At 56.4% G+C, this 26,088-nt stretch carries 29 protein-coding genes; 15 read left to right on the top strand and 14 right to left on the bottom strand.

Features of this window, described 5'->3' with window-relative positions; genetic code table 11:
- The first annotated feature begins 17 nt into the window (after positions 1 to 17).
- Together era and AC2FJ5_RS19395 are read left to right on the top strand one after the other, a co-directional pair.
- Positions 18 to 926: a GTPase Era gene (gene era / locus AC2FJ5_RS19400; RefSeq protein ID WP_496794341.1), complete on the top strand. Its 909-nt coding sequence runs from the start codon at positions 18 to 20 to the stop codon at positions 924 to 926.
- A gap of 55 nt (positions 927 to 981) precedes the next feature.
- Positions 982 to 1,311: a DUF1491 family protein gene (locus tag AC2FJ5_RS19395; protein WP_496794340.1), complete on the top strand. Its 330-nt coding sequence runs from the start codon at positions 982 to 984 to the stop codon at positions 1,309 to 1,311.
- Here AC2FJ5_RS19395 and AC2FJ5_RS19390 read toward each other — a convergent pair.
- Positions 1,308 to 1,646 (bottom strand): hypothetical protein, encoded by a 339-nt coding sequence (locus AC2FJ5_RS19390; protein ID WP_496794339.1) that lies wholly within the window; start codon positions 1,644 to 1,646, stop codon positions 1,308 to 1,310. The genes AC2FJ5_RS19395 and AC2FJ5_RS19390 overlap by 4 nt on opposite strands.
- A 185-nt stretch (positions 1,647 to 1,831) precedes the next feature.
- On the opposite strand from AC2FJ5_RS19390, the gene recO reads away from it, so the two are divergent.
- Entirely contained in the window at positions 1,832 to 2,557 is a 726-nt protein-coding gene (gene recO, locus AC2FJ5_RS19385; protein WP_496714049.1) for a DNA repair protein RecO, read from the top strand.
- On the opposite strand, the gene AC2FJ5_RS19380 is transcribed toward recO, so the two are convergent.
- Positions 2,541 to 2,933 carry an META domain-containing protein gene (locus AC2FJ5_RS19380; protein ID WP_496794338.1) on the bottom strand — a complete coding sequence of 131 codons (393 nt, stop codon included), beginning with the start codon at positions 2,931 to 2,933 and terminating at the stop codon, positions 2,541 to 2,543. The genes recO and AC2FJ5_RS19380 overlap by 17 nt on opposite strands.
- 232 nt (positions 2,934 to 3,165) lie before the next feature.
- Between AC2FJ5_RS19380 and AC2FJ5_RS19375 the strand changes: the two genes are divergently transcribed.
- Positions 3,166 to 4,395, top strand: a complete 1,230-nt coding sequence (locus AC2FJ5_RS19375) for an SGNH/GDSL hydrolase family protein (protein WP_496794337.1) — start codon at positions 3,166 to 3,168, stop codon at positions 4,393 to 4,395.
- A 2-nt stretch (positions 4,396 to 4,397) separates the two neighbouring features.
- On the opposite strand, the gene AC2FJ5_RS19370 is transcribed toward AC2FJ5_RS19375, so the two are convergent.
- Both AC2FJ5_RS19370 and AC2FJ5_RS19365 read right to left on the bottom strand, forming a co-directional pair.
- Positions 4,398 to 4,952 (bottom strand): hypothetical protein, encoded by a 555-nt coding sequence (locus tag AC2FJ5_RS19370; protein WP_496794336.1) that lies wholly within the window; start codon positions 4,950 to 4,952, stop codon positions 4,398 to 4,400.
- Between the two features lie 214 nt (positions 4,953 to 5,166).
- Entirely contained in the window at positions 5,167 to 6,858 is a 1,692-nt protein-coding gene (locus tag AC2FJ5_RS19365) for an acyl-CoA dehydrogenase family protein (protein ID WP_496692202.1), read from the bottom strand.
- Positions 6,859 to 7,002: 144 nt separating this feature from the next.
- Between AC2FJ5_RS19365 and AC2FJ5_RS19360 the strand changes: the two genes are divergently transcribed.
- Positions 7,003 to 7,767: a sulfite exporter TauE/SafE family protein gene (locus tag AC2FJ5_RS19360; RefSeq protein ID WP_496692203.1), complete on the top strand. Its 765-nt coding sequence runs from the start codon at positions 7,003 to 7,005 to the stop codon at positions 7,765 to 7,767.
- On the opposite strand, the gene AC2FJ5_RS19355 is transcribed toward AC2FJ5_RS19360, so the two are convergent.
- The 3 genes from AC2FJ5_RS19355 to AC2FJ5_RS19345 form a co-directional block, all read right to left on the bottom strand.
- Positions 7,764 to 8,306 (bottom strand): hypothetical protein, encoded by a 543-nt coding sequence (locus tag AC2FJ5_RS19355; RefSeq protein WP_496703727.1) that lies wholly within the window; start codon positions 8,304 to 8,306, stop codon positions 7,764 to 7,766. The genes AC2FJ5_RS19360 and AC2FJ5_RS19355 overlap by 4 nt on opposite strands.
- A 36-nt stretch (positions 8,307 to 8,342) precedes the next feature.
- Positions 8,343 to 8,720, bottom strand: coding sequence for a hypothetical protein (locus AC2FJ5_RS19350; protein WP_246097302.1), 378 nt, complete (start codon positions 8,718 to 8,720; stop codon positions 8,343 to 8,345).
- Positions 8,721 to 8,993: 273 nt separating this feature from the next.
- Positions 8,994 to 10,592, bottom strand: coding sequence for a phosphoenolpyruvate carboxykinase (locus AC2FJ5_RS19345; protein WP_142639267.1), 1,599 nt, complete (start codon positions 10,590 to 10,592; stop codon positions 8,994 to 8,996).
- Between the two features lie 347 nt (positions 10,593 to 10,939).
- Between AC2FJ5_RS19345 and AC2FJ5_RS19340 the strand changes: the two genes are divergently transcribed.
- Genes AC2FJ5_RS19340 through AC2FJ5_RS19310 form a run of 7 tightly spaced genes read left to right on the top strand, consistent with a single transcriptional unit; the run spans position 10,940 to position 16,363 of the window.
- Positions 10,940 to 11,644 carry a response regulator transcription factor gene (locus AC2FJ5_RS19340; RefSeq protein WP_142639269.1) on the top strand — a complete coding sequence of 235 codons (705 nt, stop codon included), beginning with the start codon at positions 10,940 to 10,942 and terminating at the stop codon, positions 11,642 to 11,644.
- A gap of 32 nt (positions 11,645 to 11,676) precedes the next feature.
- Complete coding sequence (locus AC2FJ5_RS19335) at positions 11,677 to 13,395, top strand: sensor histidine kinase (protein WP_496794335.1); 1,719 nt, start codon at positions 11,677 to 11,679, stop codon at positions 13,393 to 13,395.
- Positions 13,396 to 13,399: 4 nt separating this feature from the next.
- Positions 13,400 to 13,870: an HPr kinase/phosphorylase gene (locus AC2FJ5_RS19330; protein ID WP_496690309.1), complete on the top strand. Its 471-nt coding sequence runs from the start codon at positions 13,400 to 13,402 to the stop codon at positions 13,868 to 13,870.
- The gene (gene rapZ / locus AC2FJ5_RS19325) at positions 13,867 to 14,748 is read left to right on the top strand and encodes an RNase adapter RapZ (RefSeq protein ID WP_496698411.1); all 882 of its coding nucleotides are present in this window, start codon (positions 13,867 to 13,869) and stop codon (positions 14,746 to 14,748) included. The genes AC2FJ5_RS19330 and rapZ overlap by 4 nt, the downstream gene beginning before the upstream one ends.
- The gene (locus AC2FJ5_RS19320) at positions 14,745 to 15,158 is read left to right on the top strand and encodes a PTS sugar transporter subunit IIA (protein ID WP_496794334.1); all 414 of its coding nucleotides are present in this window, start codon (positions 14,745 to 14,747) and stop codon (positions 15,156 to 15,158) included. The genes rapZ and AC2FJ5_RS19320 overlap by 4 nt, the downstream gene beginning before the upstream one ends.
- Entirely contained in the window at positions 15,155 to 15,424 is a 270-nt protein-coding gene (locus AC2FJ5_RS19315) for an HPr family phosphocarrier protein (protein ID WP_142639277.1), read from the top strand. Before AC2FJ5_RS19320 ends, AC2FJ5_RS19315 begins: the two co-directional genes overlap by 4 nt.
- A 39-nt stretch (positions 15,425 to 15,463) precedes the next feature.
- Entirely contained in the window at positions 15,464 to 16,363 is a 900-nt protein-coding gene (locus tag AC2FJ5_RS19310; protein ID WP_271951305.1) for a lysophospholipid acyltransferase family protein, read from the top strand.
- A gap of 66 nt (positions 16,364 to 16,429) precedes the next feature.
- Here AC2FJ5_RS19310 and AC2FJ5_RS19305 read toward each other — a convergent pair whose 3' ends face one another.
- Positions 16,430 to 17,305, bottom strand: a complete 876-nt coding sequence (locus tag AC2FJ5_RS19305; RefSeq protein WP_142639281.1) for a 3-hydroxybutyryl-CoA dehydrogenase — start codon at positions 17,303 to 17,305, stop codon at positions 16,430 to 16,432.
- 162 nt (positions 17,306 to 17,467) lie between these two features.
- Here AC2FJ5_RS19305 and AC2FJ5_RS19300 point away from each other — a divergent pair, with 162 nt between their 5' ends.
- The gene (locus tag AC2FJ5_RS19300; protein WP_496794333.1) at positions 17,468 to 18,289 is read left to right on the top strand and encodes a DUF6473 family protein; all 822 of its coding nucleotides are present in this window, start codon (positions 17,468 to 17,470) and stop codon (positions 18,287 to 18,289) included.
- A gap of 61 nt (positions 18,290 to 18,350) precedes the next feature.
- Here the strand turns inward: AC2FJ5_RS19300 and AC2FJ5_RS19295 are convergent, their stop codons facing one another.
- The 6 genes from AC2FJ5_RS19295 to AC2FJ5_RS19270 all read right to left on the bottom strand — a co-directional run bounded on the left by AC2FJ5_RS19295 (position 18,351) and on the right by AC2FJ5_RS19270 (position 22,659).
- On the bottom strand, positions 18,351 to 19,280 hold the full coding sequence (locus AC2FJ5_RS19295; protein ID WP_142639283.1) for an electron transfer flavoprotein subunit alpha/FixB family protein: 930 nt from the start codon (positions 19,278 to 19,280) through the stop codon (positions 18,351 to 18,353).
- Positions 19,280 to 20,038 (bottom strand): electron transfer flavoprotein subunit beta/FixA family protein, encoded by a 759-nt coding sequence (locus AC2FJ5_RS19290; RefSeq protein ID WP_271951297.1) that lies wholly within the window; start codon positions 20,036 to 20,038, stop codon positions 19,280 to 19,282. The genes AC2FJ5_RS19295 and AC2FJ5_RS19290 overlap by 1 nt, the downstream gene beginning before the upstream one ends.
- A gap of 265 nt (positions 20,039 to 20,303) precedes the next feature.
- Positions 20,304 to 20,876: a cob(I)yrinic acid a,c-diamide adenosyltransferase gene (locus AC2FJ5_RS19285; RefSeq protein WP_281973486.1), complete on the bottom strand. Its 573-nt coding sequence runs from the start codon at positions 20,874 to 20,876 to the stop codon at positions 20,304 to 20,306.
- Entirely contained in the window at positions 20,877 to 21,080 is a 204-nt protein-coding gene (locus tag AC2FJ5_RS19280; RefSeq protein WP_142639289.1) for a twin transmembrane helix small protein, read from the bottom strand. It abuts the gene before it with no gap.
- Between the two features lie 80 nt (positions 21,081 to 21,160).
- Positions 21,161 to 21,988, bottom strand: a complete 828-nt coding sequence (locus AC2FJ5_RS19275; protein ID WP_496692210.1) for an SDR family NAD(P)-dependent oxidoreductase — start codon at positions 21,986 to 21,988, stop codon at positions 21,161 to 21,163.
- Between the two features lie 68 nt (positions 21,989 to 22,056).
- Positions 22,057 to 22,659 carry an SH3 domain-containing protein gene (locus AC2FJ5_RS19270; RefSeq protein ID WP_496692211.1) on the bottom strand — a complete coding sequence of 201 codons (603 nt, stop codon included), beginning with the start codon at positions 22,657 to 22,659 and terminating at the stop codon, positions 22,057 to 22,059.
- A 201-nt stretch (positions 22,660 to 22,860) separates the two neighbouring features.
- On the opposite strand from AC2FJ5_RS19270, the gene AC2FJ5_RS19265 reads away from it, so the two are divergent.
- Both AC2FJ5_RS19265 and AC2FJ5_RS19260 read left to right on the top strand, forming a co-directional pair.
- On the top strand, positions 22,861 to 25,209 hold the full coding sequence (locus AC2FJ5_RS19265) for a DNA topoisomerase IV subunit A (protein WP_281995885.1): 2,349 nt from the start codon (positions 22,861 to 22,863) through the stop codon (positions 25,207 to 25,209).
- Positions 25,210 to 25,304: 95 nt separating this feature from the next.
- The gene (locus tag AC2FJ5_RS19260; RefSeq protein WP_281973483.1) at positions 25,305 to 25,895 is read left to right on the top strand and encodes a hypothetical protein; all 591 of its coding nucleotides are present in this window, start codon (positions 25,305 to 25,307) and stop codon (positions 25,893 to 25,895) included.
- The last annotated feature ends 193 nt before the right edge of the window (positions 25,896 to 26,088 follow it).

The raw sequence follows: 26,088 nt of genomic DNA, 5'->3' as shown, positions 1-26,088 counted from the left end.
ACAGGATCAAACCCCAGATGACGACACGCGCCGGATTTATCGCCCTGATCGGAGAGCCCAACGCAGGCAAATCCACCCTTCTGAATCGCATGGTCGGGGCCAAGGTCTCGATCGTGACACATAAGGTTCAGACGACCCGAGCCCGCATCCGGGGCGTGGCGATGGAAGGTGATGCACAGCTGGTCTTTGTGGACACGCCGGGCCTTTTCAAACCGCGCCGCCGTCTGGACCGGGCGATGGTTGCCGCCGCATGGGGCGGCGCCGCGGATGCCGATGTGGTTGTCCTGATGGTCGAAGCGCATCGTGGCATCACCGAGGGTGTAGAGCGCATCCTTGAAGGTCTGAATGAGATCGGGCAGGGCCGCACCGTCGCGCTGGCCATCAACAAGATCGACAGGGTGCAGTCCGAAGTTCTGCTGGCCCTGACCAGCGATCTCAACTCCCGCTATTCTTTCGCCGAGACGTTCATGATCTCGGCCGAGAAAGGCCATGGCGTAGACGATCTGCGCAAATGGTTGGCCGGCGAATTGCCCGAAAGCCCGTGGCTGTATCCCGAAGACCAGATCGCTGATCTGCCATTGCGTATGATTGCGGCGGAAATGACCCGCGAAAAGCTGACCCTGCGGCTGCATCAGGAACTGCCCTATCAGCTGACCGTCGAGACTGAGAATTGGGAAGAGCGCAAGGACGGGTCGGCAAAGATCGACCAGATCATCTATGTCATGCGCGACGGCCATAAAGGTATCGTTCTGGGCAAAAAGGGCGAGACCATCAAGGCGGTCAGCCAGGCGGCCCGGGCCGAGCTGGAAGAGTTTCTTGATCGAAAAATCCACCTGTTCCTGCAGGTCAAAGTCCGGCCAAACTGGCTAGAGGAATCCGAGCGCTATTCGGAAATGGGCCTGGATTTCAAAGACGGCAACGCATGACGCTGGGAAAGAATTTTCGACGAAAATTCTCGGTCCTGGTGGCGCAGGGTACGCCATGACCCGTTTGACCGCCGAATTCTGGGTTCACGCCTATCTAGCGCGGCTTCGGTTCCAAGAAATCCCCGCTTTTGTTGTTTCCCATGGCGATGACACTGCCGGTGCTGTGTTGGTCAAACTGAATACGCTGGATGGCCAAGCTGTTGCGTTTCAGCGCAGCTTTGATCTGATGAGCGGGAATCGCAAATGGATCGAACTCAGCTCTGGCCTTGAGGCAGATGTCGATGCCGCGATCCAACGTCAACGCAGCTTTGACCCCGACCTCTGGGTGATCGAGGTCGAGGACCGTCAGGGGCGACATCTGTTGGGTGAGGAGGGGTTGGACTAGAGCATCACAACTTTATTGTTGGTTTGCGCCTTAACTCTAATACCCTTCAAGGGTATTCCATTGCCCCAGTAGTTTTGTTCGTCTAGTTCTTCGATGCGTGCAACCGCTACTTTCTCGCTTTCAAAACCTTCAGTGACGCTGCCAGTAGGCTTTGTGCCGATAAAAACATATTCCTGAATCCCGTCACTCGGCGCGACAACATAAACTACCAAGGACAGAGAAAAGTTGCACCATCCTCCAGTGTTTACAGTGCCTTCTGCAGTGACAATAAGATTAGGTGGCAGTGACTTTTCGATAGCCAAGTCCAATTTGTCAACGCTATAAATTTCGGCCATAATAGGTCTCCTAAAAAGGTATTTAGGCGACTTCTATACAACATTTTTAGTGTTTTTGGTACCCGCGGGATGACTTGCGCATACATTGGCTGGTCAGATTGAATTGATGAAGCGCGTTGCAATGAGCTGCTGGCGGCTGAGGAACGAAACCTTTTGATTCCTGTGACACGGAAACGGAACCACCAATGGACTGGCGCGACCACGGCATACTTCTGACCTCACGCCGCCATGGCGAAACGGCGGCGATTATCGAAGTCTTTACCGAAGGCCACGGTCGTCATGCCGGCGTCGTACGTGGTGGAACCAGCCGCAAGATTGCGCCGATTCTGCAGCCCGGGGCGCAATTAGATGTGCTTTGGCGCGCGCGGCTCGAGGAGCATATCGGCACTTTTCAGGTCGAGCCCCTGCGGTCGCGGGCGGCGGCGGCGTTTTCGGGTAGGCTTGCGCTGGCCGGATTGAATGCGGTGGTGGCCCTGCTCTCGTTCTGTTTGCCTGAGCGCGAAGCGCATCCGCGCATCTATAAACAAACCGAACAGTTGATGGACCTGCTGGGTCAGGACGAAATTTGGGTGCTTGCCTATCTGCGGTGGGAATTGTCGCTGCTGGAAGAGCTGGGGTTTGGCCTTGACCTGACACGCTGTGCCGTGACGGGGGTAACAGAAGGTTTGGAATATGTATCTCCGAAAACAGGTCGTGCGGTCAGCGTTGATGGGGCAGGGGACTGGGTGGATAGGTTGCTTCCCTTGCCACCTTGCCTACGTGGCGTGGGCGACGCGCCGGATACCGAATTGGTGCAAGGATTGTTGACCACCGGACATTTTCTAGAAAACCATGTCGCTCCGTCGTTGGGGAACAACCCTCTGCCCGGCGCACGGGCGCGGTTTATTGATCAGATCAATCGGCAGCTTTGAACACCATTTCCTGCCCGTCCTCATTGCGCAATATCAGCAGGTTCCCTGATACTTCGGATTGGGTCATGGCAAGCAGGGCGGCGAAATAGATCCCTTCTGCCTCAAGCCCGGCACAGGCGGCACGGGTCGCTGTCAGGCTGGTCAGCTCAAACCATGGATAGGGCGCGTTAAGCCTGCCCGTGTAGCTGTTGCAGGGGGCGTTGCCCGTTACTTTGCCTTCTTCCAGAAATCGCAACAAGGCACTTGCATTGTAGGGCTGACCGTTGATCTCTTGCAGGGCCCATTCCCGTTCGGCGGCACCATAGGCCGCAACGGTTTCATCCTTCTGACATTGGAGTAATCCGGAAAGGGAAAGCAGCATTATGTAACGCAACATGGCAGAATTCCTGAAATCAGCGAAGAACAGTTTCCTGCGCTTGGACGCATTGTTTTGAACCGACTAGGTAAAGGATCGGATACAATGCTGACCGTTGACTTGCAAAACATCTTGGACATATTGAAAGCGAATAACGGGTCTTTCCTAAGATTTGGGCAGTTAGGTGGAATTTTTACACCGGTATCTACACCAGGTTTATTTGATTTTGACCTGATAGAATTGGAGCTTCGTAGTGAGCGGAAATGATGATGTTGGCATGGGGCGGATGCGACCTGTAACCAAGTTTTTTATGATTTTGATCTATGCCCTCTTTCTCTTCCTGCTGGTTGAACTGCTTTCGTATTTCACCGTGGTTTATGTGTATGACAACACGCTGGGCAATACGGCAGAGCGACATCTATACTCTTCGATCCGTGGTCACAAACTGAACCCAGACTATCAGCGAGGATTTGATACTGGCGGACAGCGTATCCATTCCGATCAAGGGTTCCGCCACGATACGCTGATTGAACAGCCAAAACCCGACGACACGTTCCGCATTTTTCTGATGGGTGGCTCAACTGCTTATGCCATCGGATCGCAGGGCAGTATTTATCCTGACCACCCAACGCTCACCAACCAGGAAACGGTTGCGTATTTCCTGCAGCAGGACCTGCGCGAGCGGTTGGGCGATCAGATGCCCGGTGTGACGATTGAGGTGATCAACGCCGGAGTGGTTGCGTATCACAGTTTTCAACATGTGTTGTACCTGTACGAGACGCTATATGAGTACAGCCCGGACATGATTGTGTTTCTGGATGGCCACAATGATTTTTACAATGTTGGGGTCGATAATCCGGTCCAAAGTTATGCTTACTCGTCCGCACGCATGATCGACGCCTTGAATGATCGCAAACCCTTCTTTTCAGCCTATGCGTTCCTGCGGTACCCGGCGCAGTATTCCTATACCTTCAAACTGGCTTCGAAATTTACGCAAGGCTTGTTCGACCGCTATGAAATCCCCAAAAACATCACGTATGGGGATGTTACCGCCTTGCAAAGAGACTTTTCAGCTGAGCTTGCACAGACTGCAAAGGTCGGTTTTTTGCGCAATTACAAGCTGATCGAGACATTCGGTGATTATCATGGGTTTTGCTATCACGTCTTTTTGCAGCCTGAGGTCGTCTATGAGGACACCAATGTCCTAAGCGAGACCGACCGCGAAATCGCCCAGCTCACGCGGGATTGGTACAAGCCGGGACGCGAAAATCTGATGCATCGCGCGCGGGTCGATTTCCCTGCTTTGTTTGAAGAGGCCAATGTGCCTTTCACCGATATTGCCGAGATCGGCGGCCCCCTCCACAAAGACAAGGTGCTGTATGTCGATTACACGCATCTGACGCCCGAAGGGTCAAAGCTGGTGGCTGCGCGGATGCTGCCCGTGGTGGCGGAACGGATCAGCCAGTGTAAGACCCCGTCCTAAACTCAGTAGGGTTGCTCTCCGTTTAGCAAAGCGGTGCGCACCTCCATGCGGGTACGCCAGTTGTATCGCGTATCTTCGCGCGTTGGCGCCCATGTCAGCGCGCCACTGTTGCGCCATGGGTCAAGGACGATGCCCTCGAACATCGTGTCGCCCTTTGCGCTGATCACTGCGGAATGGTGGATGATCCTCAGCGGCGTTGGCGGTGATGTAGCCCAGTGCATTTCCAGGGTGCGGAAGTTTTCGGCCCTTAAACGGCTGGTCATCGCTTCGGCCCAGTCGTTGCACAGGCCGCGCTCACGAAATCCGTTGATGACCTTGGCGTTGTGGATGATGGCCGGGTCGGTGACCTGCCATTCTCGGGCCAGACTCTGCGAATAGGTATAGGCAATGGTGGCCGCCTTCTGTGCCTCGGCTGGATCAACCTCAGGGCCCATAGAACGGATGGCGAGCGCCAGCTCGTCTATGTCGTTCTGCGTTGCGGTCGGTTGAGGGGTGGCACAGCCGGCAAGGGCCAGTGCCGCAAGCGTGGCCAGAAGGACAAGAATGGATCGGGTCATGTGTTCGCCGCTGGTTCGTGATCAATCGCTGATCTACCGGGATAATCGACGCAGTGATAGGGGGAAGTTTGTGCTGCGGCTGGTCATGGTCGAGCGTGGACATGAGGGCAGGTATCAATAATAATACTGGGAACAGAAGATTGTAGTATTGCGGGCAAAAAAAACCCGGCGCGTGCGCCGGGTCGAGTTGGGGAAACAGGATTGCCGTAACAGGTCAGCCCAGCAGACGCCGCGCGATCACCTGTGCCTGAATTTCGGCAGCCCCTTCAAAAATATTGAGAATACGTGCGTCACACAGCACGCGACTGATCTTGTATTCCAGTGCAAAGCCGTTGCCGCCGTGGATCTGCAGGCCGTTATCGGCAGCAGCCCAGGCCACGCGGGCGCCCAGCAGCTTGGCCATCCCGGCCTCAAGATCGCAGCGATGACCGTTGTCTTTTTCCCAAGCCGAGAAATAGGTCAGCTGTCGTGCGATCATGATCTCGACGGCCATCATCGCCAGCTTGCCGGACACGCGGGGGAAGTTGATCAGCGACTTGCCGAACTGTTTGCGGTCCTGCGCATATTGCATGGCGATGTCCAGTGCGCTTTGGGCCACACCGATGGCGCGGGCTGCGGTCTGGATGCGGGCGGATTCGAAGGTTTCCATGAGCTGTTTAAATCCCTTGCCTTCTTCGCCACCCAAAAGGTTCTCACCCTTGACCTTGAAGCCATCAAAGCCCAGCTCGTATTCCTTCATGCCGCGGTAACCCAGCACTTCAATCTCACCGCCAGTCATGCCGGGGGTGGGGAAGGGGTTGTCGTCCGTGCCGGGCGTCTTTTCCGCCAGGAACATCGACAGGCCGCGATGATCGGAGGTGTCAGAGTTGGTGCGTGCCAGCAAAGTCATCACATGGGTTCGCGCCGCATGGGTGATCCAGGTCTTGTTGCCGGTGATCTCGTAATCACCATCCGCATTCTTGACCGCACGGGTGCGCAGGCTGCCCAGGTCCGAGCCCGTGTTGGGTTCGGTGAAAACAGCCGTCGGCAGAATCTCGGCGCTGGCGATCTTGGGCAACCACTGCGCTTTTTGCTCATCCGTTCCGCCGGCAATGATCAACTCGGCCGCAATCTCGGACCGGGTGCCCAGCGAACCGACGCCGATATAGCCGCGCGACAATTCTTCGGACACCACGCACATCGAGGCTTTGGACAGGCCAAACCCGCCGAATTCCTCGGGGATGGTCAGGCCAAAGACACCCATCTCGGCAAGTTCCTCGATGATCTCCATCGGGATCAGCTCATCCTTGAGGTGCCAATCATGGGCGTTTGGTTCGACTTTTTCCTGGGCATAGCGGCGGAACTGGTCGCGGATCATTTCCAGTTCTTCGTCCAAGCCCGACGTTCCGAACATCGTGGCACCGGCCTGTTCTTCCATCAGTTCAACCAAGCGACCGCGTGCGGCCTGTGAATTGGCCTGTGCCATCAGTGTCTGAACTTCGGCGCATTGGAAACCGGACAGCGCGTCCCAGCCCAGACCCATGTCCTGAAGACGCAAAATCTCACCCTGGTTCATTGGGATGCCGCCCGCGACCTGATGCAAGTATTCACCAAAGGCGATTTGGTGCAGCAGCTGTTCGATCTCGCCGAATTTGCCTTCTGCCTCCAAAGCATCGGCCCAGCGTTGCATTTGCTGCAGCGACTGGTTGTATGTCGCCAGCCATGCCAACCCATGAGCGGCGGTCTGATTGGCCTCGATCAGAGCGCCGGACACGCGACCATCTTCTGTCACCATCGCGCGAACCGACTCGCGGGCGCGTTCGAATACGGTCTCCACGGCGGGCAGAGCCGCACGTGTCAGCGTTAGAAGCTCGGGCAAAATCGCGGATGTAATCATCTGGGTCATATCCTGTCCGTCATGGGCCATGAATCAGCTTTCTCCTAAAGTCGTCTGGTCATATCATGCTGCACGTGCAGCGCAACAAAAATACGAATTATGTGACTAAAAAGTTCTAAAGTTGCTTGATCATTTTTGCAGTGCAGCACCCGTCAGGAGTGATATCAGGGGGACATGACGTTGTTTTCTATGCTCTCTGCCCAAGAACTGCTGCTGGCCTGTGGGGTTGCCTTCATTGCCGGTTGGGTCAAAGGCATGGTCGGGTTTGCCATGCCAATGGTTCTGATCTCGGGGCTGAGCATGTTCCTTTCGCCGGATATGGCGATCGCGGGGCTTATTCTGCCAACCCTGGTGACAAATGGGGTGCAGGCATTGCGCGGGGGTGTTCCGGCCGCCGTGTCCTCGATCCGTCAGTTCCGTGTATTTCTGGTTGTCGGGTTGGTGTTTCTGCTGATTGGTGCTCAGTTGGTCAGCGCAGTGCCAGCATCAACTTTTTTGTTGATGATTGGCATCCCGGTTACAGTCTTTGCATTGATCCAAGTATTGGGGCTGCGTCTGAAATTGGCCAGCCCATCTGCCCGAATAGAGGCCATGATCGCCGCGGTTGCAGGCTTTGTCGGGGGGATGTCTGGAATTTGGGGACCACCAACCGTTGCCTATCTGACCGCCTTAAACACCCCGAAAGCGGTGCAGATGCGTGTGCAGGGGGTCATCTATGGTTTGGGGGCGTTGGCGTTGCTGTTCGCGCATATGGGCTCCGGGATTTTCCGCGCCGAAACCGCTCCGTTCTCGGCTGCTCTGGTGCTGCCGGGGCTGGCGGGCATGTGGGTGGGGTTGCAACTGCAGTCGCGCATAGATCAGGCGCTGTTTCGCAAGATCACCCTGTTCGTGCTGCTTATCGCAGGGCTGAACCTGTTGCGACGCGGGCTGATGGGCTAGGCACGCCGATCTATCGTGCGCAGCGTGAAATAAAGCCCCAGCATCAGAAAGAACAGGCCCGAGATATCGCCGATCAGGAAGGCGATATATTCCAGCCCACCGCTGCCAAAAGCCAGATTGGTCAGTACGGACACCAATATTGACGTGACGATCCCGACCCCCATGACGCAGGACCAGCATGGTTTGCGGTCCGGGTGGGGAAACAGATCGAAGCCGACCCATTTGCATAGGTAAAATACAGCAGGAACGGTTGTGACGGCGATTGCTATGGCGGCCAGACGGTTGGGCAGGAAGACGTCGCTTCCGCCGAGAAAGGCAAAGACAAGAAAGACACCGGGCAAGAGCGCAAAAATCGCCCGCCACCCCAACAACCAAGCAGAGAGCACACGCACACCATGCGGGAGAAACAGCAAGCTGGCCTTGCTGGGATATTCGGGGAAGAATACGTTCTGCAGTGGCATCAGAACCTCGAACGTAAGGAACGAGGCAATCACGTAGGTCAGTGAGGCAAAGAACGTTTCAGAGGCCCATCTGCGCACGGCGGTCAGCCAGCAATGCGCAGATCAAACGCTTTATTACTTAGGCGCATGCACAACATACCGTCCACGGTTCGCGCTACCGCTTTGTGACAAATACCCCTTCTGCACCAGCGACTTCAGCGCACGAAAAAAGGTCGGGCGCGAGACGCTTTGCACAAGCGTGTGTTCAATCAACCCAAATGTCCGAACTTCCTGGTCAGCTTTGGACAGTTCTTCGGCGGCGTAATAGATATCGCGCTCTACCGGTGAGAGTTGTTCCAGCCCCAGCGTGCGCTCCATGCTTTGCATCAGTTTGCGCAGTTCGGTCAGTTTCAAGATTTCAGTCATTTCGTTACCTGTCGTTTCCCATGTCACGCGCTGCGACAAAGCAGCGGTATGAGACGAACTGAAATCTGAATGTTCAGAAAGTCTCATATTGACACTCATCCCCATTGGCATACACTTGCTATCTGATTAGGTTTCTCAATTCGCGAATGTGAGTGCGCGGCTGAGTTACCCAAGGTATTTTTAAACAACGCCCGGCGCGATTGCGTCGGGCGAATTTATCTTAATGACATCATTGGATAGCTTAAACCGGCAAATCGGGCAACGAATTTGTAAGGACACCTTACGTTAGACGTATAAGGACGATTGCCAACAGATGTGCTGTCCGAAAAAAAGGGGAGAGGTTGGCCCCCTTTTGCAACATTAACCGATTGCTACGGCTTTGATGTCTTCGTCGATGAAAGGCAGATACTGCTCAAAGTTTTCAGCAAACATCTGAACCAGCTTCTCAGCCTGTTTATCGAAAGCGGCCTGGTCGTCCCAGGTGCGACGCGGATCCAGCAGAACTTCGGCGACACCGGGGACGGAAACCGGCACATCAAAGCCAAAATTCGCATCCTTGCGGAATTCCGCATCCCGAAGCGATCCATCCAGAGCGGCAGTCAGCAAACCGCGGGTCGCACGGATCGGCATCCGGCTGCCAACGCCATAGGCGCCGCCAGTCCAGCCGGTATTCACCAGCCAGCAGGTCGCGCCGTGCTGGGCGATCTTGTCGCGCAGCAGGTTGCCATAGACTTCTGGGCGACGCGGCATGAACGGCGCGCCAAAGCATGTCGAGAATGTGGGTTGGGGCTCGGTCACGCCGCGCTCTGTGCCAGCAACCTTCGAGGTGAAGCCCGACAGGAAGTGGTACATCGCCTGAGCCGGGGTCAGCCGCGCAATCGGGGGCAGAACACCAAACGCGTCACAAGTCAGCATGATGATGTTCTTCGGATGCCCGCCCAACGCGCTTTTCGAGGCATTGGAGATATACTCGAGCGGATAGGCGCAACGCATGTTTGCGGTCAGCGAGTCATCTTCGAAATCCAGCTCCTTGGTCTCGGGATCGAAAACCATATTCTCGATCACGGTGCCGAATTTGCTGGTGGTTGCATAGATCTCGGGTTCGGCCTCGGCGTTCAGGTTGATCGTCTTGGCATAGCACCCGCCCTCGAAGTTGAAAGTGCCACGGTCTGACCATCCATGTTCGTCATCGCCAATCAAGGTGCGGGCCGGATCAGCGGACAGGGTGGTCTTGCCAGTTCCCGAGAGGCCAAAGAAGACTGCGGTATCAACGGGATTGCCGACCGCGTGGTTCGCCGAGCAATGCATCGGCATCACGCCTTTTTCGGGCAGCATGTAATTCAGCAGGGTGAAGACGGACTTCTTGTTTTCACCGGCATATTCTGTGCCGCCGATCAGAATCAATTTGCGGTCGAAGTTCAGTGCGATCACTGTCTCGCTACGGCAGTTGTGCTTGGCCGGATCAGCCTGGAAGCTGGGACAGTTGATGATTGTGAAATCCGCGATGAACTCATCCAGGTCTTCACGATCCGGGCGGCGCAGCAAGTGACGGATGAACAGATTGTGCCATGCCAGTTCGGTGACCATGCGCACGTTGATCGAATAAGCGGGGTCGGCGCCACCGACCAGATCCTGCACAAAATAGTCACGACCCTTCATGTGCTCGATCATATCGGCATAAAGCGTTTCGAAACCCTCGGGGCTCATCTCGGCGTTGTTTTCCCACCAGATCGAATCGGCGACACTGTCGGTGCGGACAACATGCTTGTCCTTGGGAGAACGGCCAGTGAACTTGCCGGTACTGACAAGAAAAGCTCCGCCATTGCCAAGTGTACCTTCACCCCGCTTGAGGGCTTCTTCAATCAGTGCCGGTTCCATGAAGTTGTAATAGACATTGCCCAGACCCTCGATGCCCTGATCTTCGAGGCGGAATTGCGGGTTCACCCGTCCAGATGTCATGTGTGTCTTCTCCTGTGGCGGCGCGGCGGCAGATTGGCCAAGGTGCGCTCTTGGGGCAGTGTACCGGGAAAACCGGCGATTGGGCGGGTCTTATCATGGTCGTTTAGGGCGTGAACAGGACGGTTTGGCGCAGTTAGCGCAACCAAGTTCAGGTTTAGCGCCACCATGTTTTTTCTGCCGGAAATACAGACACTTTTCGAAGACCATTAACGGCTTTTTTGCCGCATGTGTGTGACAACAATCGCACGATTCGTAGATGGCGATTGATTCGCGGCCATAAAAACGACAAAAATGCCCTACAAATAAGCGAATTGTTTCGTATGAGAGCAGGAATAGGGGTTAACCCGATGTCAAAGATTGCACTGGTGGATGACGACAGGAACATTCTGACGTCCGTATCCATGACGCTCGAAGCCGAGGGTTTCGAGGTAGAAACGTATAACGACGGGCAGGCTGCTCTGGATGCGTTTAACAAGAAGCTGCCCGATATGGCAGTGCTGGATATCAAGATGCCGCGTATGGATGGCATGGATTTGCTGCAGCGACTGCGGCAGAAGACTCAGATGCCGGTGATCTTTCTGACTTCGAAAGATGACGAGATCGACGAAGTTCTGGGTTTGCGTATGGGTGCTGATGATTATGTCAAAAAGCCCTTTTCGCAACGGTTGCTGGTAGAACGGATACGGGCCTTGCTGCGTCGTCAGGAAGCGACCTCGGGTGATCCCGTGGCTGCCAACACAGGCGACGCCAAGGTGATGGAACGGGGCGAATTGCGGATGGACCCCTTGCGCCACGCGGTGAGCTGGAAGGGATCGGATGTCTCTTTGACAGTGACCGAGTTCTTGTTGCTGCAGGCCTTGGCGCAGCGTCCGGGATTTGTCAAAAGCCGCGATCAGCTGATGGATGTTGCCTATGACGATCAGGTCTATGTAGATGACCGCACGATCGACAGCCACATCAAGCGTCTGCGCAAAAAGATGCGCGCTGCTGATCCGGAGTTTTCGGCCATCGAAACGTTGTATGGTATTGGGTATCGGTACAACGAAGAATAAGCGTGGCCTAAGTTAAGGGGTTACTGGGTCTCGTGCGCGATACTGAGCAAGAAAACGAGTTACGCGACGGTGACGTCGTTCTTGGGGATGACTGGGTCATCCCCCAGAGCGACGATTCCGCCGAACTCAGGGCCACACGCGGCCGCCGCAATCTGTTTTCTCTGCGGGGCTCGCCTCTGGCGCGCAAGATCATCACATTCAACATGATTGCATTGGTGATTCTGGTCACCGGATTGCTATATCTGGATAATTCGCGAGAAGAACAGGTGCAGCAGACCGCCCGGAACTTGGTTGGTGATGCGCAGTTGGTCAGCAACGTATTTGAAACCCAGCTGCGACAGAATGTGACTGGCATTACCCGCGACGCGGCCATCCTGGATGTCAAAGATACGTTGGCTGGTCTCAGCCTGCCGGTCGGCGGTGAAGTCTTTGTTTACGATGCCCGAGGGACGCTGATTGGTTGGACGCGCGGCGCACCCGCGGTCTCAGAGATGCCGGTCATGCTGCGCTCAGAAGCTGATGCACAGACTGGAAGCACACTGATCAGTGATGCCTTGAATGCGGTCTGGACCGGGCTGTCCAGAGTGTTCAACAAAGAAGAAGCCAGCGAAGCGCCAACCTTGGCCCAACGCGTTCAGGCCATCATTCCACAGGCGCTGACCGGGCATATTCAGGTTCAGGCGGTTCAGGATGACGCAGGCGAAACGGTTATCGTTGCTGCGGCCCCGATCCAACTGGATGGAAAGCCCGTTGGCGCGGTTGCCATGGCTGGACCCGCCGGAGAAATCGACGCATTGGCCCGCCATGAACAAGAGAGAATCCTGCGCATGTTCGTCGTGGCGCTTTTGGTGTCAGTCGGATTGAGCCTTGTCCTAGCATCGACCATCGCCAACCCATTGGCCGACCTGGCATCCGCCGCCGAGATGGGCAAAGACCGCGGTGCGGGGGTCAACCCGGGCCGCATCCGCATCCCCGATCTGAGCGCGCGACCGGACGAAATTGGACGACTCAGCCGAGCTTTGCGCGGCATGGTTACAGCGCTGTACAACCGGATTGATGCAAACGAACAATTCGCGGCAGATGTGGCGCATGAGATCAAAAACCCCCTAGCCAGCCTTCAATCTGCTGTGGGCACGTTGCGCATGGTTAAAAGAGACGACCAGCGCGATAAGCTGATGGGTGTGATCGAACATGATGTCCGTCGGCTGGATCGTCTGGTCAGCGACATTTCGAACGCCTCGCGCCTGGACGCCGAACTGGTCAAGGAGGAAGAGCAGCCATTTGATTTGTTGAACCTGATCGGAAACCTCGGTCAGTATCTGGGCGAGGATGCGCGCGCCAAGGGAATCGACTACATCACTGATCTGCCGCCCGAACCAATCACCGTGACCGGGCTTGAGGCGCGATTGGCGCAGGTGTTCGTAAACCTGATCACCAATGCGATTTCCTTCTGCGAAGAAAGCGATGCCATACGTGTGTGGGTACGCCGGCGCGAGGATCGGGTTCTGGTTGTTGTTGAAGACACCGGCCCAGGCATCCCCGAGCAAGCCCTGACCAAAGTGTTCAAAAGATTCTATTCCCAGCGACCAGCCGAGCATTTCGGCAATAATTCGGGGTTGGGTCTGGCAATTTCCAAGCAGATCGTCGAGGCGCATGGCGGGGTGATTTGGGCCGAAAATATCCGCCCGACCGAAGCGGACATAACATCAGACCCTCAAGGCGCGCGATTTGTCGTGGGCCTGCCGGTTTGACGCGGTGAGCACGTCCGCACTCTCCTCTGTTGAACACAAAGATACTGCCATCGTTCACGCCTCTTGCGTCGCGGTAGCAGACCGTGCTGTTTTGATCGTGGGACCTTCGGGCACCGGGAAGTCAGCGCTGTCTTTGCAGATGATGGCGTTGGGGGCCGATCTGGTCGCGGACGATCGGGTTCGGTTGTATATGGATGGCAATCTCGCCCTGGCAGAGGCGGCTCCAAATATCGGTGGACTGATCGAGGCAAGAGGTCTTGGCCTGTTGCGGGCAGTCTCGGTTGGGCCGGTGCCGGTTGGCTTTGTGGTGGACATGGCGCAAGAAGAACCCGAGCGCCTGCCAGAACCCCGTTCAATTCTTATCCTGAGGCAAACTGTTCCCTTGCTTCGGGGCGCTGGCGTCTCCAATTTACCAGCAGCGCTCTTGCTACTGATGAAAAACGGGTGCGCAGACCCGGAATGGCCCAATCAATGACGACCCAAAGACGCATCGTACTTGTCACCGGCCCATCCGGCGCAGGCCGGTCCACCGCAATCCGTGTGTTAGAGGATCTGGGGTTCGAGGCCATCGACAACCTTCCCATGGGTCTTTTGCTGCGTCTATTAGACGGGCCAAAAACCGACCGTCCCATGGCGCTTGGTATTGATGCGCGCAACCGCGATTTTTCCACGATTGGCGTCATCGAATTGCTGGCCAAGCTTCGGTGGATGGAACAGGTTGACCTGACCACGCTTTATCTCGATTGCAGCGATGAAGTCCTGCTGCGCCGGTATTCGGAAACCCGCAGACGTCACCCGGTGTCTGCGGATGCCAGCCCTGAAACCGGAGTGCGCCAGGAAAAAGAGTCGCTGGCCCCAATTCGTGAACTTGCAGATACGTTGATCGACACCACACCACTGAATGTTCACCAACTGCGCGAAGAGGTAGAGCGTTGGTTTGCACCTCAGGGTGGGCGGCATCTGGCGGTAACCATCGAATCATTTTCCTATAAGCGTGGTTTGCCTCGCGGATTGGATATGGTCTTTGACTGCCGTTTTCTCACCAACCCGTACTGGCGTCCCGAGCTACGGGCCGAAGATGGTCGCAATTCGGATGTGGCGAGCTATATTCAAACCGACGCGAACTATGCGCCTTTCTTCGAAAGGGTGGTTGACCTGCTGACTTTGTTGTTGCCCGCCTACCGGGCCGAGGGCAAAGCCTACCTGTCCGTGGCCTTTGGCTGTACCGGAGGGCAACACAGATCGGTTGCAATGGCCGAAGCGGTTGCAAAGGCCCTTGCAGAGGGGGGGCAGCAAGTGGCAATTAGGCATCGCGAAATGGAAAGACGATCGTTGAATGTGAGGCCGGATTGATCGGGATCGTACTCGTAGCACATGGTGGGCTGGCCAAAGAATATTTGGCCGCGATGCAGCATGTGGTCGGCAATCAGCCCGGCCTGGCCGCGATCTCGATCGAGGCCGATCATGATCGCGAAGCGAAGCAATCGGAAATCTGTACGGCCGCCGACAGTGTTGATGTTGGTGACGGTGTTGTCGTCGTGACCGATCTGTTTGGCGGAAGCCCGTCGAATCTCAGCCTGCGTGCCTGCGCGCCGCAGGATCGCCGCATCCTTTACGGCGCAAATCTTCCCATGTTGATAAAACTGGCTAAATCCCGCCACCTGCCGATTGGCGAAGCCGTGCGGCAGGCAATGGAAGCTGGACGTAAGTATATCAATGCGCAAAATGTGACGTTTGATGAGAACCGGACAGATAAAGAATGACCACCCGAAGCTTGAAAATTATCAATGAAAAGGGCCTGCATGCCCGCGCCTCGGCCAAGCTGGTTGAGTTGGTAGAAGGGTTCGACGCTCAGGCCGAGGTGTCGAAAGACGGGCTTTCCGCATCCGGCGACAGCATTATGGGTCTTTTGATGTTGGCAGCGTCTCGCGGAACGACTATTGACGTCGAGACGTCCGGACCGGATGCTGAGGCGTTGGCTGATGCGTTGGAGACTCTGGTGAACGACAAGTTCGGAGAAGGTTTCTGACCGCACCCGCCGTGATACGAAGAACGGGATAACCAGGAATTGGCGGAAACAACGCACGAGACCAAGACAGGCCCGGTGGTGGATGGGACCAAGGACCAGGGCGAGATCTATGATCGTAAGACCCTGACCTACGCAAACTCGTTCGACGACCCTTGGACTGCAACAGCGATCCGCACCATTGAATGGTGTACGGGTAAGTTGACCATTTTGGGTATGGTTAACAAGTTCGAGAAGCAGAATGAACAATTCCGCGGCCAACGGTTCTGGGCAGGTGCGCTTAATATAATGGGCATCGACCTGACCACGCCAGAGGAACAGATCGCGCGTATTCCGAAAACGGGGCCCGTGGTCGTCGTAGCCAACCATCCCCATGGCATGGTCGACGGCATGATTTTGGCAGAGCTGATCGGCAGGGTCCGCAGCGACTATCGGATCTTGACCCGTTCGGTTCTGACAGGTTTGGACGAGGCGGCGACGTCGTTCATGATTCCGGTGCCCTTCCCGCACGATCCCGAGGCACAGGCCAAGATGCTTGAGATGCGCGGCAATGCGATGGAGCATCTAAAAAACGGGGGCGTTGTGGCCTTGTTCCCTTCGGGCGTCGTGATGTCTTCGGATGACTGGTTCGGGCCGGTGATCGAGCGTGAGTGGAACGTGTTCACGGCCAAAATGATCCGTCGATCCGGCGCGCAGGTCCTGCCGATCTTTTTCCCTGGCAGGAATTCGCGTGCCTACCAGATCGCCAACAAGCTTTCTGCGATTCTGCGCCAGGGTTTGTTGCTGCACGAGATCGTTCGATCCTGCAACAAACCGCAATCCCCGGTGATCGGAGAACCGATCTCGGATGAGGATATGCAGCTGCTGGAACGAGATCCGCGCGGCTTTATGGCTTGGCTCAGAAAGCACACGCTGGGTCTGGGGCAGGCAACCAAGCTCTGACCTGCAATTTCACCTGATCAGGACAATCTCGGTGGCTGCGCCCGGATGAATTCCGGGCGGTGGCCTTTACCGGGTCGGCACTGGGGCCTCGCCCCGATAGTCATAAAAACCACGCTGCGTTTTACGTCCCAGCCAGCCCGCTTCGACATATTTCGTCAACAGCGGACAAGGGCGATATTTGGTATCGGCCAATCCATCATGCAGCACGTTCATAATGGCCAAACAGGTGTCCAGGCCGATAAAGTCAGCCAGTTCTAGTGGTCCCATCGGGTGGTTTGCGCCCAATTTCATCGATTGGTCAATCGACTGAACATTCCCCACGCCTTCATACAGGGTGTATACGGCCTCGTTGATCATCGGCATCAGGATGCGGTTGACAATGAAAGCCGGGAAATCTTCGGCGCTGGCGGCGGTTTTGCCCAGGCGGTCTACAACGGCCTTACAGGCAGCAAATGTTGGTTGATCCGTAGCAATGCCCCGGATCAGTTCAACCAGTTGCATCACCGGAACTGGGTTCATGAAGTGAAAACCCATAAAGCGTTCGGGCCGGTCTGTTCGGCTCGCCAAACGTGTGATCGAAATAGATGACGTATTTGACGTCAGGATTGTATGCGGTTGCAGATGTGGCAGCAAACTTTCGAAAATGGCTTGTTTGACGGTCTCACGCTCGGTTGCGGCCTCGATCACCAGGTCAGTCTGGCCCAGCTGTGGCAGCTCCATTGTGGTCGTGATGCGTTTCAGCGCGGATTGCATCTCCTCATCCGAAATTTTTCCGCGCGATGCCTGGCGCGCCATATTTCCTTCAATCGTCGCCATGGCGCTGTTCAGCGCGTCCTGGCTAACGTCGTTCAGCAGAACGTCATATTCCGCCAAAGCCAGTACGTGGGCGATACCATTGCCCATTTGGCCTGCGCCAATCACTCCGACTGATTTTACATCCATTTTTTGACGCCTCTGTGCCACGGGGTAGGATGACACTATCGGCAGATCGGGGCGGGCGGCAAGGGGATCAGACCGTTCGACTTTGCTTCAAATGCGCACATTAGGAGATTCTCAAGACTTGCGGCTGCAAGATGGCATCCGGGTGAAAATTGGGTGAGTGATATGAGCTATCATCAAGCTGGCTCGGGGCGACTCGAGCATGACGTGTGCCAATACGGTGAGTCACGATTGTGGTTTCGTGGGCCAATGCGTTCGCTGGAGACGTCATTTGTGGCCTGCGCAGGTGGGACCGAAACATTCGGGCGATTCGTCGAGCAGCCATTCGCGGCAGTTCTCGAAGAGAGGTTGGACAGACGATGCCTGAATTTCGGAAGTCTTTTTTGCGGCGTAGATGCGCTGTGCGATGACACGGAGTTGAAGGGTTTACTGAACCAAGCAGAGCTCTGCGTGGTGCAGCTTAGCGACATATTGGGGCAGTCCAATCGATTCTACCGGGTTCATCCCCGACGCAACGACCGTTTTCTGGCTCCAACAGAGGATCTGAAATCTCTCTATCCCGAGATCGACTTTGCTGATGTCCATTTCGTACATCACCTGATGATTTTGTTGCAGGGCCGCAATGATGCGCGGTTCGAGGTAATCGCAGAAGAGCTGCGACGGAATTGGATCGACCGCATTGGGGGGCTTGTTGAGGCGCTTGAGGCGCCTGTTGTCTTGTTGAATTTGCAGGTCCTGCGTGAGGCAGAAAGTGATCAGCCCAAGCACGGTGCTGATATTCGGATCACGCCACAGATGATCGAGGCCCTGCGCCCTCTCAGCGCCGAGATCGTTGAGGTGACGGTCAGCGTGTCGGGGCAGTCCGATGAGCTTGAAGATATGCTGTTTGGAACACTGCAACAGCCCATGGCGGAACATATGATAGGTCCTGCGGCACACAGGTCGATTGCTGACGCCTTGGTCGGTCCGATCAGAAACCTGCAATGAAAAGGGCCCGCCGATGGCGGGCCCAATGCAAGATTCTTCGTGGAAAAGTCTAGCCCGTTGATCAGCCGAGTTTCTCGGTCAGTTCCGGAACGGCCTGGAACAGGTCGGCGACCAGACCGTAATCGGCAACCTGGAAGATCGGCGCTTCTTCGTCTTTGTTGATCGCCACGATGATTTTCGAGTCTTTCATACCTGCCAGATGCTGAATCGCACCCGAGATGCCGACAGCGACATACAGATCCGGGGCAACAACCTTGCCGGTCTGACCCACCTGCCAATCGTTCGGAGCATAGCCCGAGTCGACTGCGGCGCGCGATGCGCCAACTGCGGCCCCCAGCTTGTCAGCGAGACCTTCGATCAGCTTGAAGTCCTCTTCAGAACCGACACCACGGCCACCCGACACAACAACGCCAGCCGAAGTCAGCTCGGGGCGGTCGCTTGTAGCTACCTTGTCTTCGACCCAGGACGATAGGCCGGGGTTCTCGCCGACCGAGATGGTCTCAACGGCTGCCGAGCCATCTTCGCCCGCAGCATCAAAACTTGCGGTTCGGAAAGTGACGACTTTTTTGGCGTCCACAGATTTGACGGTCTGGATCGCGTTGCCCGCATAGATTGGGCGTTCGAAGGTCGAGCCGTCGACGACACCGGACGCGTCCGAGATGACCATGACGTCCAGCAGCGCGGCAACGCGCGGCATAACGTTCTTGGCATCGGTGGTGGCGGGGGCAACGATGTGCTCATAACCATCAGCCAGACCTACGATCAGCGCAGCAGTGGATTCCGCCAGGCGATGGCCCAGCGATTCGTCCTCGGCGACCAGAACCTTTGAGACGCCGGTGATCTTGGCGGCAGCTTCACCGGCAGCAGCAGCGGAACCGCCTGCGGCCAGAACGGTTACATCACCCAGTGCCTTTGCTGCGTTTACAGCTTTGGCGGTTGCGTCCAGCGCCAGTTCACCATTGTTGACTTCGGCGAGAAGAAGAACAGCCATTACACAGCCCCCGCTTCTTTGAGTTTCGCGACAAGCTCGTCTACCGAGCCGACGATGATGCCAGCGGCACGTGCCTGTGGTTCTTCGGTTTTGACGACTTCCAGGCGCGGCGAGACGTCGACGCCGTAATCGGCGGCGGTTTTCTCGTCCAGCGGCTTTTTCTTCGCCTTCATGATGTTGGGCAGCGACGCGTAACGGGGCTCGTTCAGGCGCAGGTCCACGGTCACGATTGTCGGCATTTTGACGCTGATGGTTTGCATGCCACCATCGACTTCGCGAGTGATCTTTGCGCTGTCGCCGTCGATGTCGATGTCGGACGCAAAGGTGCCTTGTGACCAGCCCAAAAGAGCTGACAACATCTGACCAGTTGCATTCATGTCGTTGTCGATAGACTGCTTGCCGCACAGAACGATACCGGGCTGCTCTTCCTCGACCACTTTGGCCAGGATCTTGGCAACGGCCAGGGGTTCGATGTCCTGATGGACATCATCTGCAGCAATGACCAGGATGGCACGGTCCGCGCCCATGGCCAGCGCAGTGCGCAGTGTTTCCTGGGCTTGTTTTACGCCGATAGAAACAACGACGACTTCGTCTGCCTTGCCGGCTTCTTTCAGACGGATTGCCTCTTCGACAGAAATTTCGTCGAACGGGTTCATCGACATTTTGACATTGGCGAGATCGACACCGCTGCCATCCGCTTTGACGCGAACTTTAACGTTATAGTCAATCACGCGTTTGACAGGCACGAGTACCTTCATTTTGCGCTAGCTCCTCACAAAAAACGGCAAGCCGCGTCGCGACTCCACCAATGTTCATGAGGGCTTGAATAGCGATTCAATTCAGGCGGCAACAGGGCAAAATCGTCACGTCATCTGCAACGGACGTCGCGTTTTGCTATTTTTGACGTGACCAAGCACCACACACCCACCCAAAAAGGCAGGAAGCTATCGGTTTGCGCCCGCCCGTCGGGCCGGGGCTTCGCCCTTCCGGTCGCCGCCGCGTCCACTGGACGCAACGCCGCTTTCAGCGGTTCGCGCCCGGAACCCACAGAACATCTTCGGTTCCGTTTTCATTGGCACAACGGGCTGCGACGAAGAACCAGTCGCTCAGACGGTTCAGGTACTTGACTGCGGTTTCGTTGACCGGCTCCATGTTGGTCAGCTCAACCGCAAGCCGTTCGGCCCGGCGAGATACGGTTCGACATACATGCAGATGCGCCGCAAGACGCGAGCCACCGGGCAGGATGAAACTGCGCAGCGGTTCCAAGGCTTCGTTCATCGCGTCGATTTCAACCTCGAGCCGGTCAATCTGCGAGGGCACGATGCGCAGAGGCGGATAGTCTGCTTCGGCATCCTTTTCCATATCGGGACGACAGAAATCTGCGCCCAGATCAAATAAGTCATTCTGAATGCGGGCGAGTGCAGCTTCGACATCCCCATCTGCCTCGGTCCGGGCGACGCCGACAAAGGCGTTCAACTCGTCCACGGTGCCATAAGCGGTCACGCGGCCCGAGTATTTGGCAACGCGTTCGCCATTGCCGAGAGCGGTTTTGCCATCATCACCGGTGCGGGTGTAAATCTTGTTCAATACGACCATTTACTGACCTCCCTGACCGCGCAGCCAGACGTAAAGCACGATCAGAATCACGGCGATGAACTGAAACAGGATACGCAGGCGCATATACTTGTTGCTTTTCAGTGCCGCGTCCCTGCCGCTTTTGCCAAAATTCGAGATGCCAAGCGCCAATACGACGACAACCGCCGCCATGGCCAAAAGCAAAATGACCATCATTAGGTCCATGAGTACACCGTCCGCGTTTCTGTTTGCCTAGGGCTATCATCTAGCCCCGTGCGTGCCAAAAGCGAACGGGTTATTTCGCCTCAGACCCCTGCAAGGATGCGGTCAATCGCACGTGTCGACAGGATGCGGCGCAAACAACCGGCGATAAATGTAGGTGTTGTCACATAGTATCGGGGGCGCGGGCGCTTGGATTCTACGGCGTGGGCCAGCTTGGTCGTAACTGCTGATGCGGGCAGTTCAAACCGATCCGGCCCCGACGATTCATACAGTCTTTTCAACAAAGAGGACTCATAACGCTCGCGCAGGGCCGAGTTTTGCCAGTTGATGAACCGCTCGAAGAACGGGATCGAGTTTTCGCGGATTTTAGATGTGATCGGGCCGGGTTCGATCAAAATGACCTTGATCCCCGTATCAGCCAGTTCTAGGCGCAGTGTATCCGTCAGCCCTTCGATTGCATATTTCGTGGCCACATAGGCGCCGCGCCACGGATAGGCCACCAGACCCAGCACCGAAGAGTTCTGAACGATTCGCCCGTGTCCTTGATTGCGCATTATCGGGATGACCTGTCTGGTCAGTTCGTGCCAGCCAAAGAAGTTCGCCTCGAAAATCTGACGCAGGCCTTCGGTCGGCAGGTCCTCGACCGCGCCGGGCAGGCCATGTGCGCCATTGTTGAACAGCGCGTCCAGGGTGCCTCCGGTGGCCTCCAACACTTCGTTCAAACCCGACGATATGCTGGCCGTGTCGGTATAATCAATGCGCGGGCTTTCAAACCCCTGCGCCCGCAACCGGTCGCAATCGCGCTGTTGTTTGCACGAGGCAAACACGCGCCAACCCCGCGCGCGCATCCCATGCGCCGCATCCAGTCCGATGCCCGATGAGCAGCCAGTAATTAGAATGGTTTTCTGCATGATTTTCCCGATTCTGAACCAGCCCCAAGCTAGGGTGCACAGAGTATGGGAACAATCATTGCTCCACGTCAGTCTGGTGTTTTTCTGACCAAAGAGGTCGAAATCCACCCCACCTGTTGCTGCGGCAACACGCGCAGTCGCAACCATCCGGTGCCCGAGTCACTTAGCACCTCGACCTTCTGGCCGATGCGCGCTTTGCCAACAATCGGGTAGATCGTTCCAGGGCCGTCACGCATGTTCACGCGGGTCCCGGAGATTTCCCGGATATCTTTCCTGGGTTCAGGCTGGGCGGCGGGTTCAGGCTGCACGTCCTTGGTGATTTGCTTCAGGCCAGTTACACCGTCTTCCAGAGACGCAAGCGTGATGCTGGCAGTCTGATCGTCAAACACCGAAAGCGCGTTGAAAGTGTCCAGACTGGCAGGTTCTGCGACAATCGCTGCGACTGCTGGCTGGGGATCAATCGGGCGCTCGCGCACGACCGGCGAGCGCATAGCGACATTTGTCACAAGCTCTTTTGCCGGAGACGGTGCTACGCTTTTGGGGGCCGCTTTCGAGGCGACTCGCACAGGCTGTTCCGACCGCACACCGCGCGGCTCGAAATTAGGCCCGCCACTCATGACGTAAAAGCACCAGCCAAGTGCAGCGAAACTCATTACAATCAGGCGCGTCATGGCGCATCCCCCGGTCGATCAATCAAACCAAAAAAAGGCAGCAGACTAATGTCAGACATCCTAGCATAATTCGCGACCCAAGTCGAAAAACGGGGGAAATCGGGGGGTTGCCTCCCCCTGTTGCAAAAAGCGCCACTTGTCCCCAGTAAAATATGTCTTGCTTGCTTTACCCGCGCGCCCTTGCGTCGTATCACATCATCTATGAATGATACGATCGACGACCCCAATATGGTGGCCCCCGAAAACGGGGGCGAAGTAGCCGAACCGCTGCGCCGCGCGATTGGTGAACGTTATCTGACCTATGCGCTGTCCACCATCATGCACCGGGCCTTGCCCGATGCACGGGATGGTTTGAAGCCGGTGCATCGGCGAATCCTCTATGCGATGCGCGAGTTGCGACTCAGTGCAACGGGCGGGTTCCGTAAGTCGGCGAAAATCTCGGGCGATGTGATGGGTAACTATCACCCGCACGGCGATGCCGCGATTTATGACGCGATGGCGCGTTTGGCGCAGGATTTCAACGTGCGTTATCCGCTGGTCGACGGGCAGGGGAATTTCGGCAATATCGACGGCGATAACCCGGCGGCCTCTCGTTATACCGAGGCTCGGATGACCATCGTGGCCGAGGCTCTGCTTGAGGGTCTAAACGAGGATGCTGTCGATTTCCGTGACAACTATGACGGCACGCTGACCGAACCGGTGGTTCTGCCCGCGCAATTTCCGAATCTGCTGGCCAATGGCTCCAGCGGTATTGCGGTGGGCATGGCGACGAATATCCCGCCACATAACATCTCGGAACTGTGTGACGCCTGTTTGCATCTGATCAAGACGCCGGATGCGCGCGACGATACGCTTCTGAACTACGTGCCCGGACCGGATTTCCCAACCGGCGGCGTAATCGTTGAACCGCCTGCGAATATCGCGCAGGCCTATCGCACCGGGCGCGGGTCATTCCGCCTGCGCTGTAAGTTCGAGGTCGAGGATCTGGGCCGCGGTCAGTGGCAGATCGTCGTCACCGAGATTCCCTATCAGGTTCAGAAATCGAAGCTGATCGAAAAGATCGCCGAGCTGATTCAGACCAAGAAAATCCCGATCCTTGGCGACGTTCGTGACGAATCCGCCGATGACATCCGCCTGATCCTTGAGCCGCGTTCCAAGAATGTGGACCCCGAGGTTCTGATGGGCATGCTCTATCGCAACTCGGACCTTGAGGTGCGGTTCAGCCTGAACATGAACGTGCTGATCGACGGGGTGACACCCAAAGTCTGCTCGATGAAAGAAGTGCTTCGCGCCTTCCTTGATCACCGGCAAGAGGTTCTGCTGCGCCGGTCGCGCCACCGGATGGCCAAGATCGACCATCGGCTGGAGGTGTTGGAGGGCTTTATCGTTGCCTTCCTGAATCTTGACCGCGTGATCGACATTATCCGCTATGACGATGACCCCAAGGCTGCGCTGATGCGCGAAGACTGGGGCATCGACCATGTCCGCGCCACCAATGAGGCCGACTATGTCTCGCCCAAACCGGGCGAGGGCGAGCTGTCCGAGGTCCAGGTCGACGCAATTCTTAACATGCGTCTGCGCAGCTTGCGTCGTCTGGAAGAGATGGAGCTGGTTCGCGAACGCGATGAGCTGATGTTGGAACGTGCCAATCTCGAAGATCTGCTAGCCGACGAAAGCCTGCAATGGGCCAGCATCGCCGAGCAGTTGAAAGAGACCAAGAAAACCTTCGGCAAGGACTATGAGGGCGGAGCGCGGCGCACCCAGTTTGCCGAAGCAGGTCAGGTCGAAGAGGTCCCGCTTGAGGCGATGATCGACCGCGAACCGATCACAGTTGTCTGCTCTCAGATGGGCTGGATTCGCGCCATGACCGGCCATATCGACCTGAACCGTGAGTTGAAGTTCAAGGATGGCGATGGGCCACGGTTTATCTTCCATGCGGAAACCACCGATCGGCTGCTGGTCTTTGCCTCGAACGGTCGATTCTATACGATCAGTGCCGCGAATCTGCCCGGCGGTCGGGGTATGGGCGAACCGCTGCGCCTGATGGTCGACCTGCCGAATGAGGCGCAGATAATCGACATCCTGATCCACAAGCCGGGGCGCAAGCTGCTGGTGGCTTCGGATGCGGGTAATGGCTTCACCGTGCCCGAGGATGACGTGCTGGCACAGACCCGAAACGGCAAACAGGTGCTGAACGTCAAAGGCGACGAAACAGCGATTATCTGTAAGCCGATCGAAGGTGACCACGTTGCAGTGGTTTCTCAGAACGGCAAGTTTCTGGTCTTCCCGACCGAGGAACTGCCTGAAATGACCCGCGGCAAGGGCGTTCGCCTGCAAAAATACAATATGGCGCGCGGGCGGCAGGGGACGCTGGAATTGGACGGCGGGCTGTCAGATATCACCACCTTCAACTGGGAAGAGGGCCTGAAATGGTCCATGGGTGGCGACAAGACCCGGCACGAGGCAGATCTTTCGCAATGGCTGGCCAAGCGTGCCAGCGTCGGGAAAAAGCCGCCATACGGCTTCCCGCGTGATTTTAAATTCTCCTGATCAGGCCCGGTCACAGAGGATTTATGCCGATACGGCTTGGCACAAGCCGTATCGGTGCGTTAGATCAAAGAAAAACAGGCCTATCGAGACGAGATATGTTGCGCATTTTGACACTGATCACCGGATTGGCCCTGATGGGCGCCTGCACCCAAACGCAGGTTTACGAAGAGCCTGAGTCGCTGGGCGAATTCAAGTTGCGGGTAAACTATGCCTTTGCCGATAAGGCGGTGCAGGGGCCGGTAAGCCGGGATGCGACGCCCGACGAATGGACTGCTGCCATTCAAAACGCGTTGGACATCCGCCTTGGGCGCTATACGGGCGCTCAGGAATACGACATCGGCATCAGCCTCGAGGGCTACATGCTGGCCCCTCCCGGAATTCCGGTGATCTACAACCCCAAGAGCACTGCGATTGTTCTGGTCAACGTTTATGACGTGAACAAGAAAGAGTTTCTTGCCAAAGGTAAGCAATTCCAGGTGCTGGAAGACACAACCGGCGGCAGTGCCCTGAAAGGGTCGGGTCATGAACGGACGAAACAAGAGCAAATGAGCGGGCTGGCTCTGAAAGTTGCGGACCGAGTCGAAGAATGGTTGGCCGAGGAACATTTGGAAAACGGTTGGTTCGACCGGCGTCCCGAACTGATCCAGCCACTCGATTCAGGTGAAGCAACGCAAAATCCGGCTTAAAGAACGGCATTTCCCGCAGGATGTGCTTGATTTTCTCCTTTGAACCCAATATCTCGCGCGCGCAGATGTAACCACGGGACCAAGGGTCCCCCAAAGCACAAAAGGGCGCCTGAGGAATGGCAAAGGAAAAGTTTGAGCGTAATAAGCCGCACGTCAACATTGGCACGATTGGGCACGTTGACCACGGCAAGAC

The organism is Ruegeria sp. CDSA221, assembly GCF_059611825.1.
This window is presented reverse-complemented; position numbering and strand designations above follow the sequence as displayed.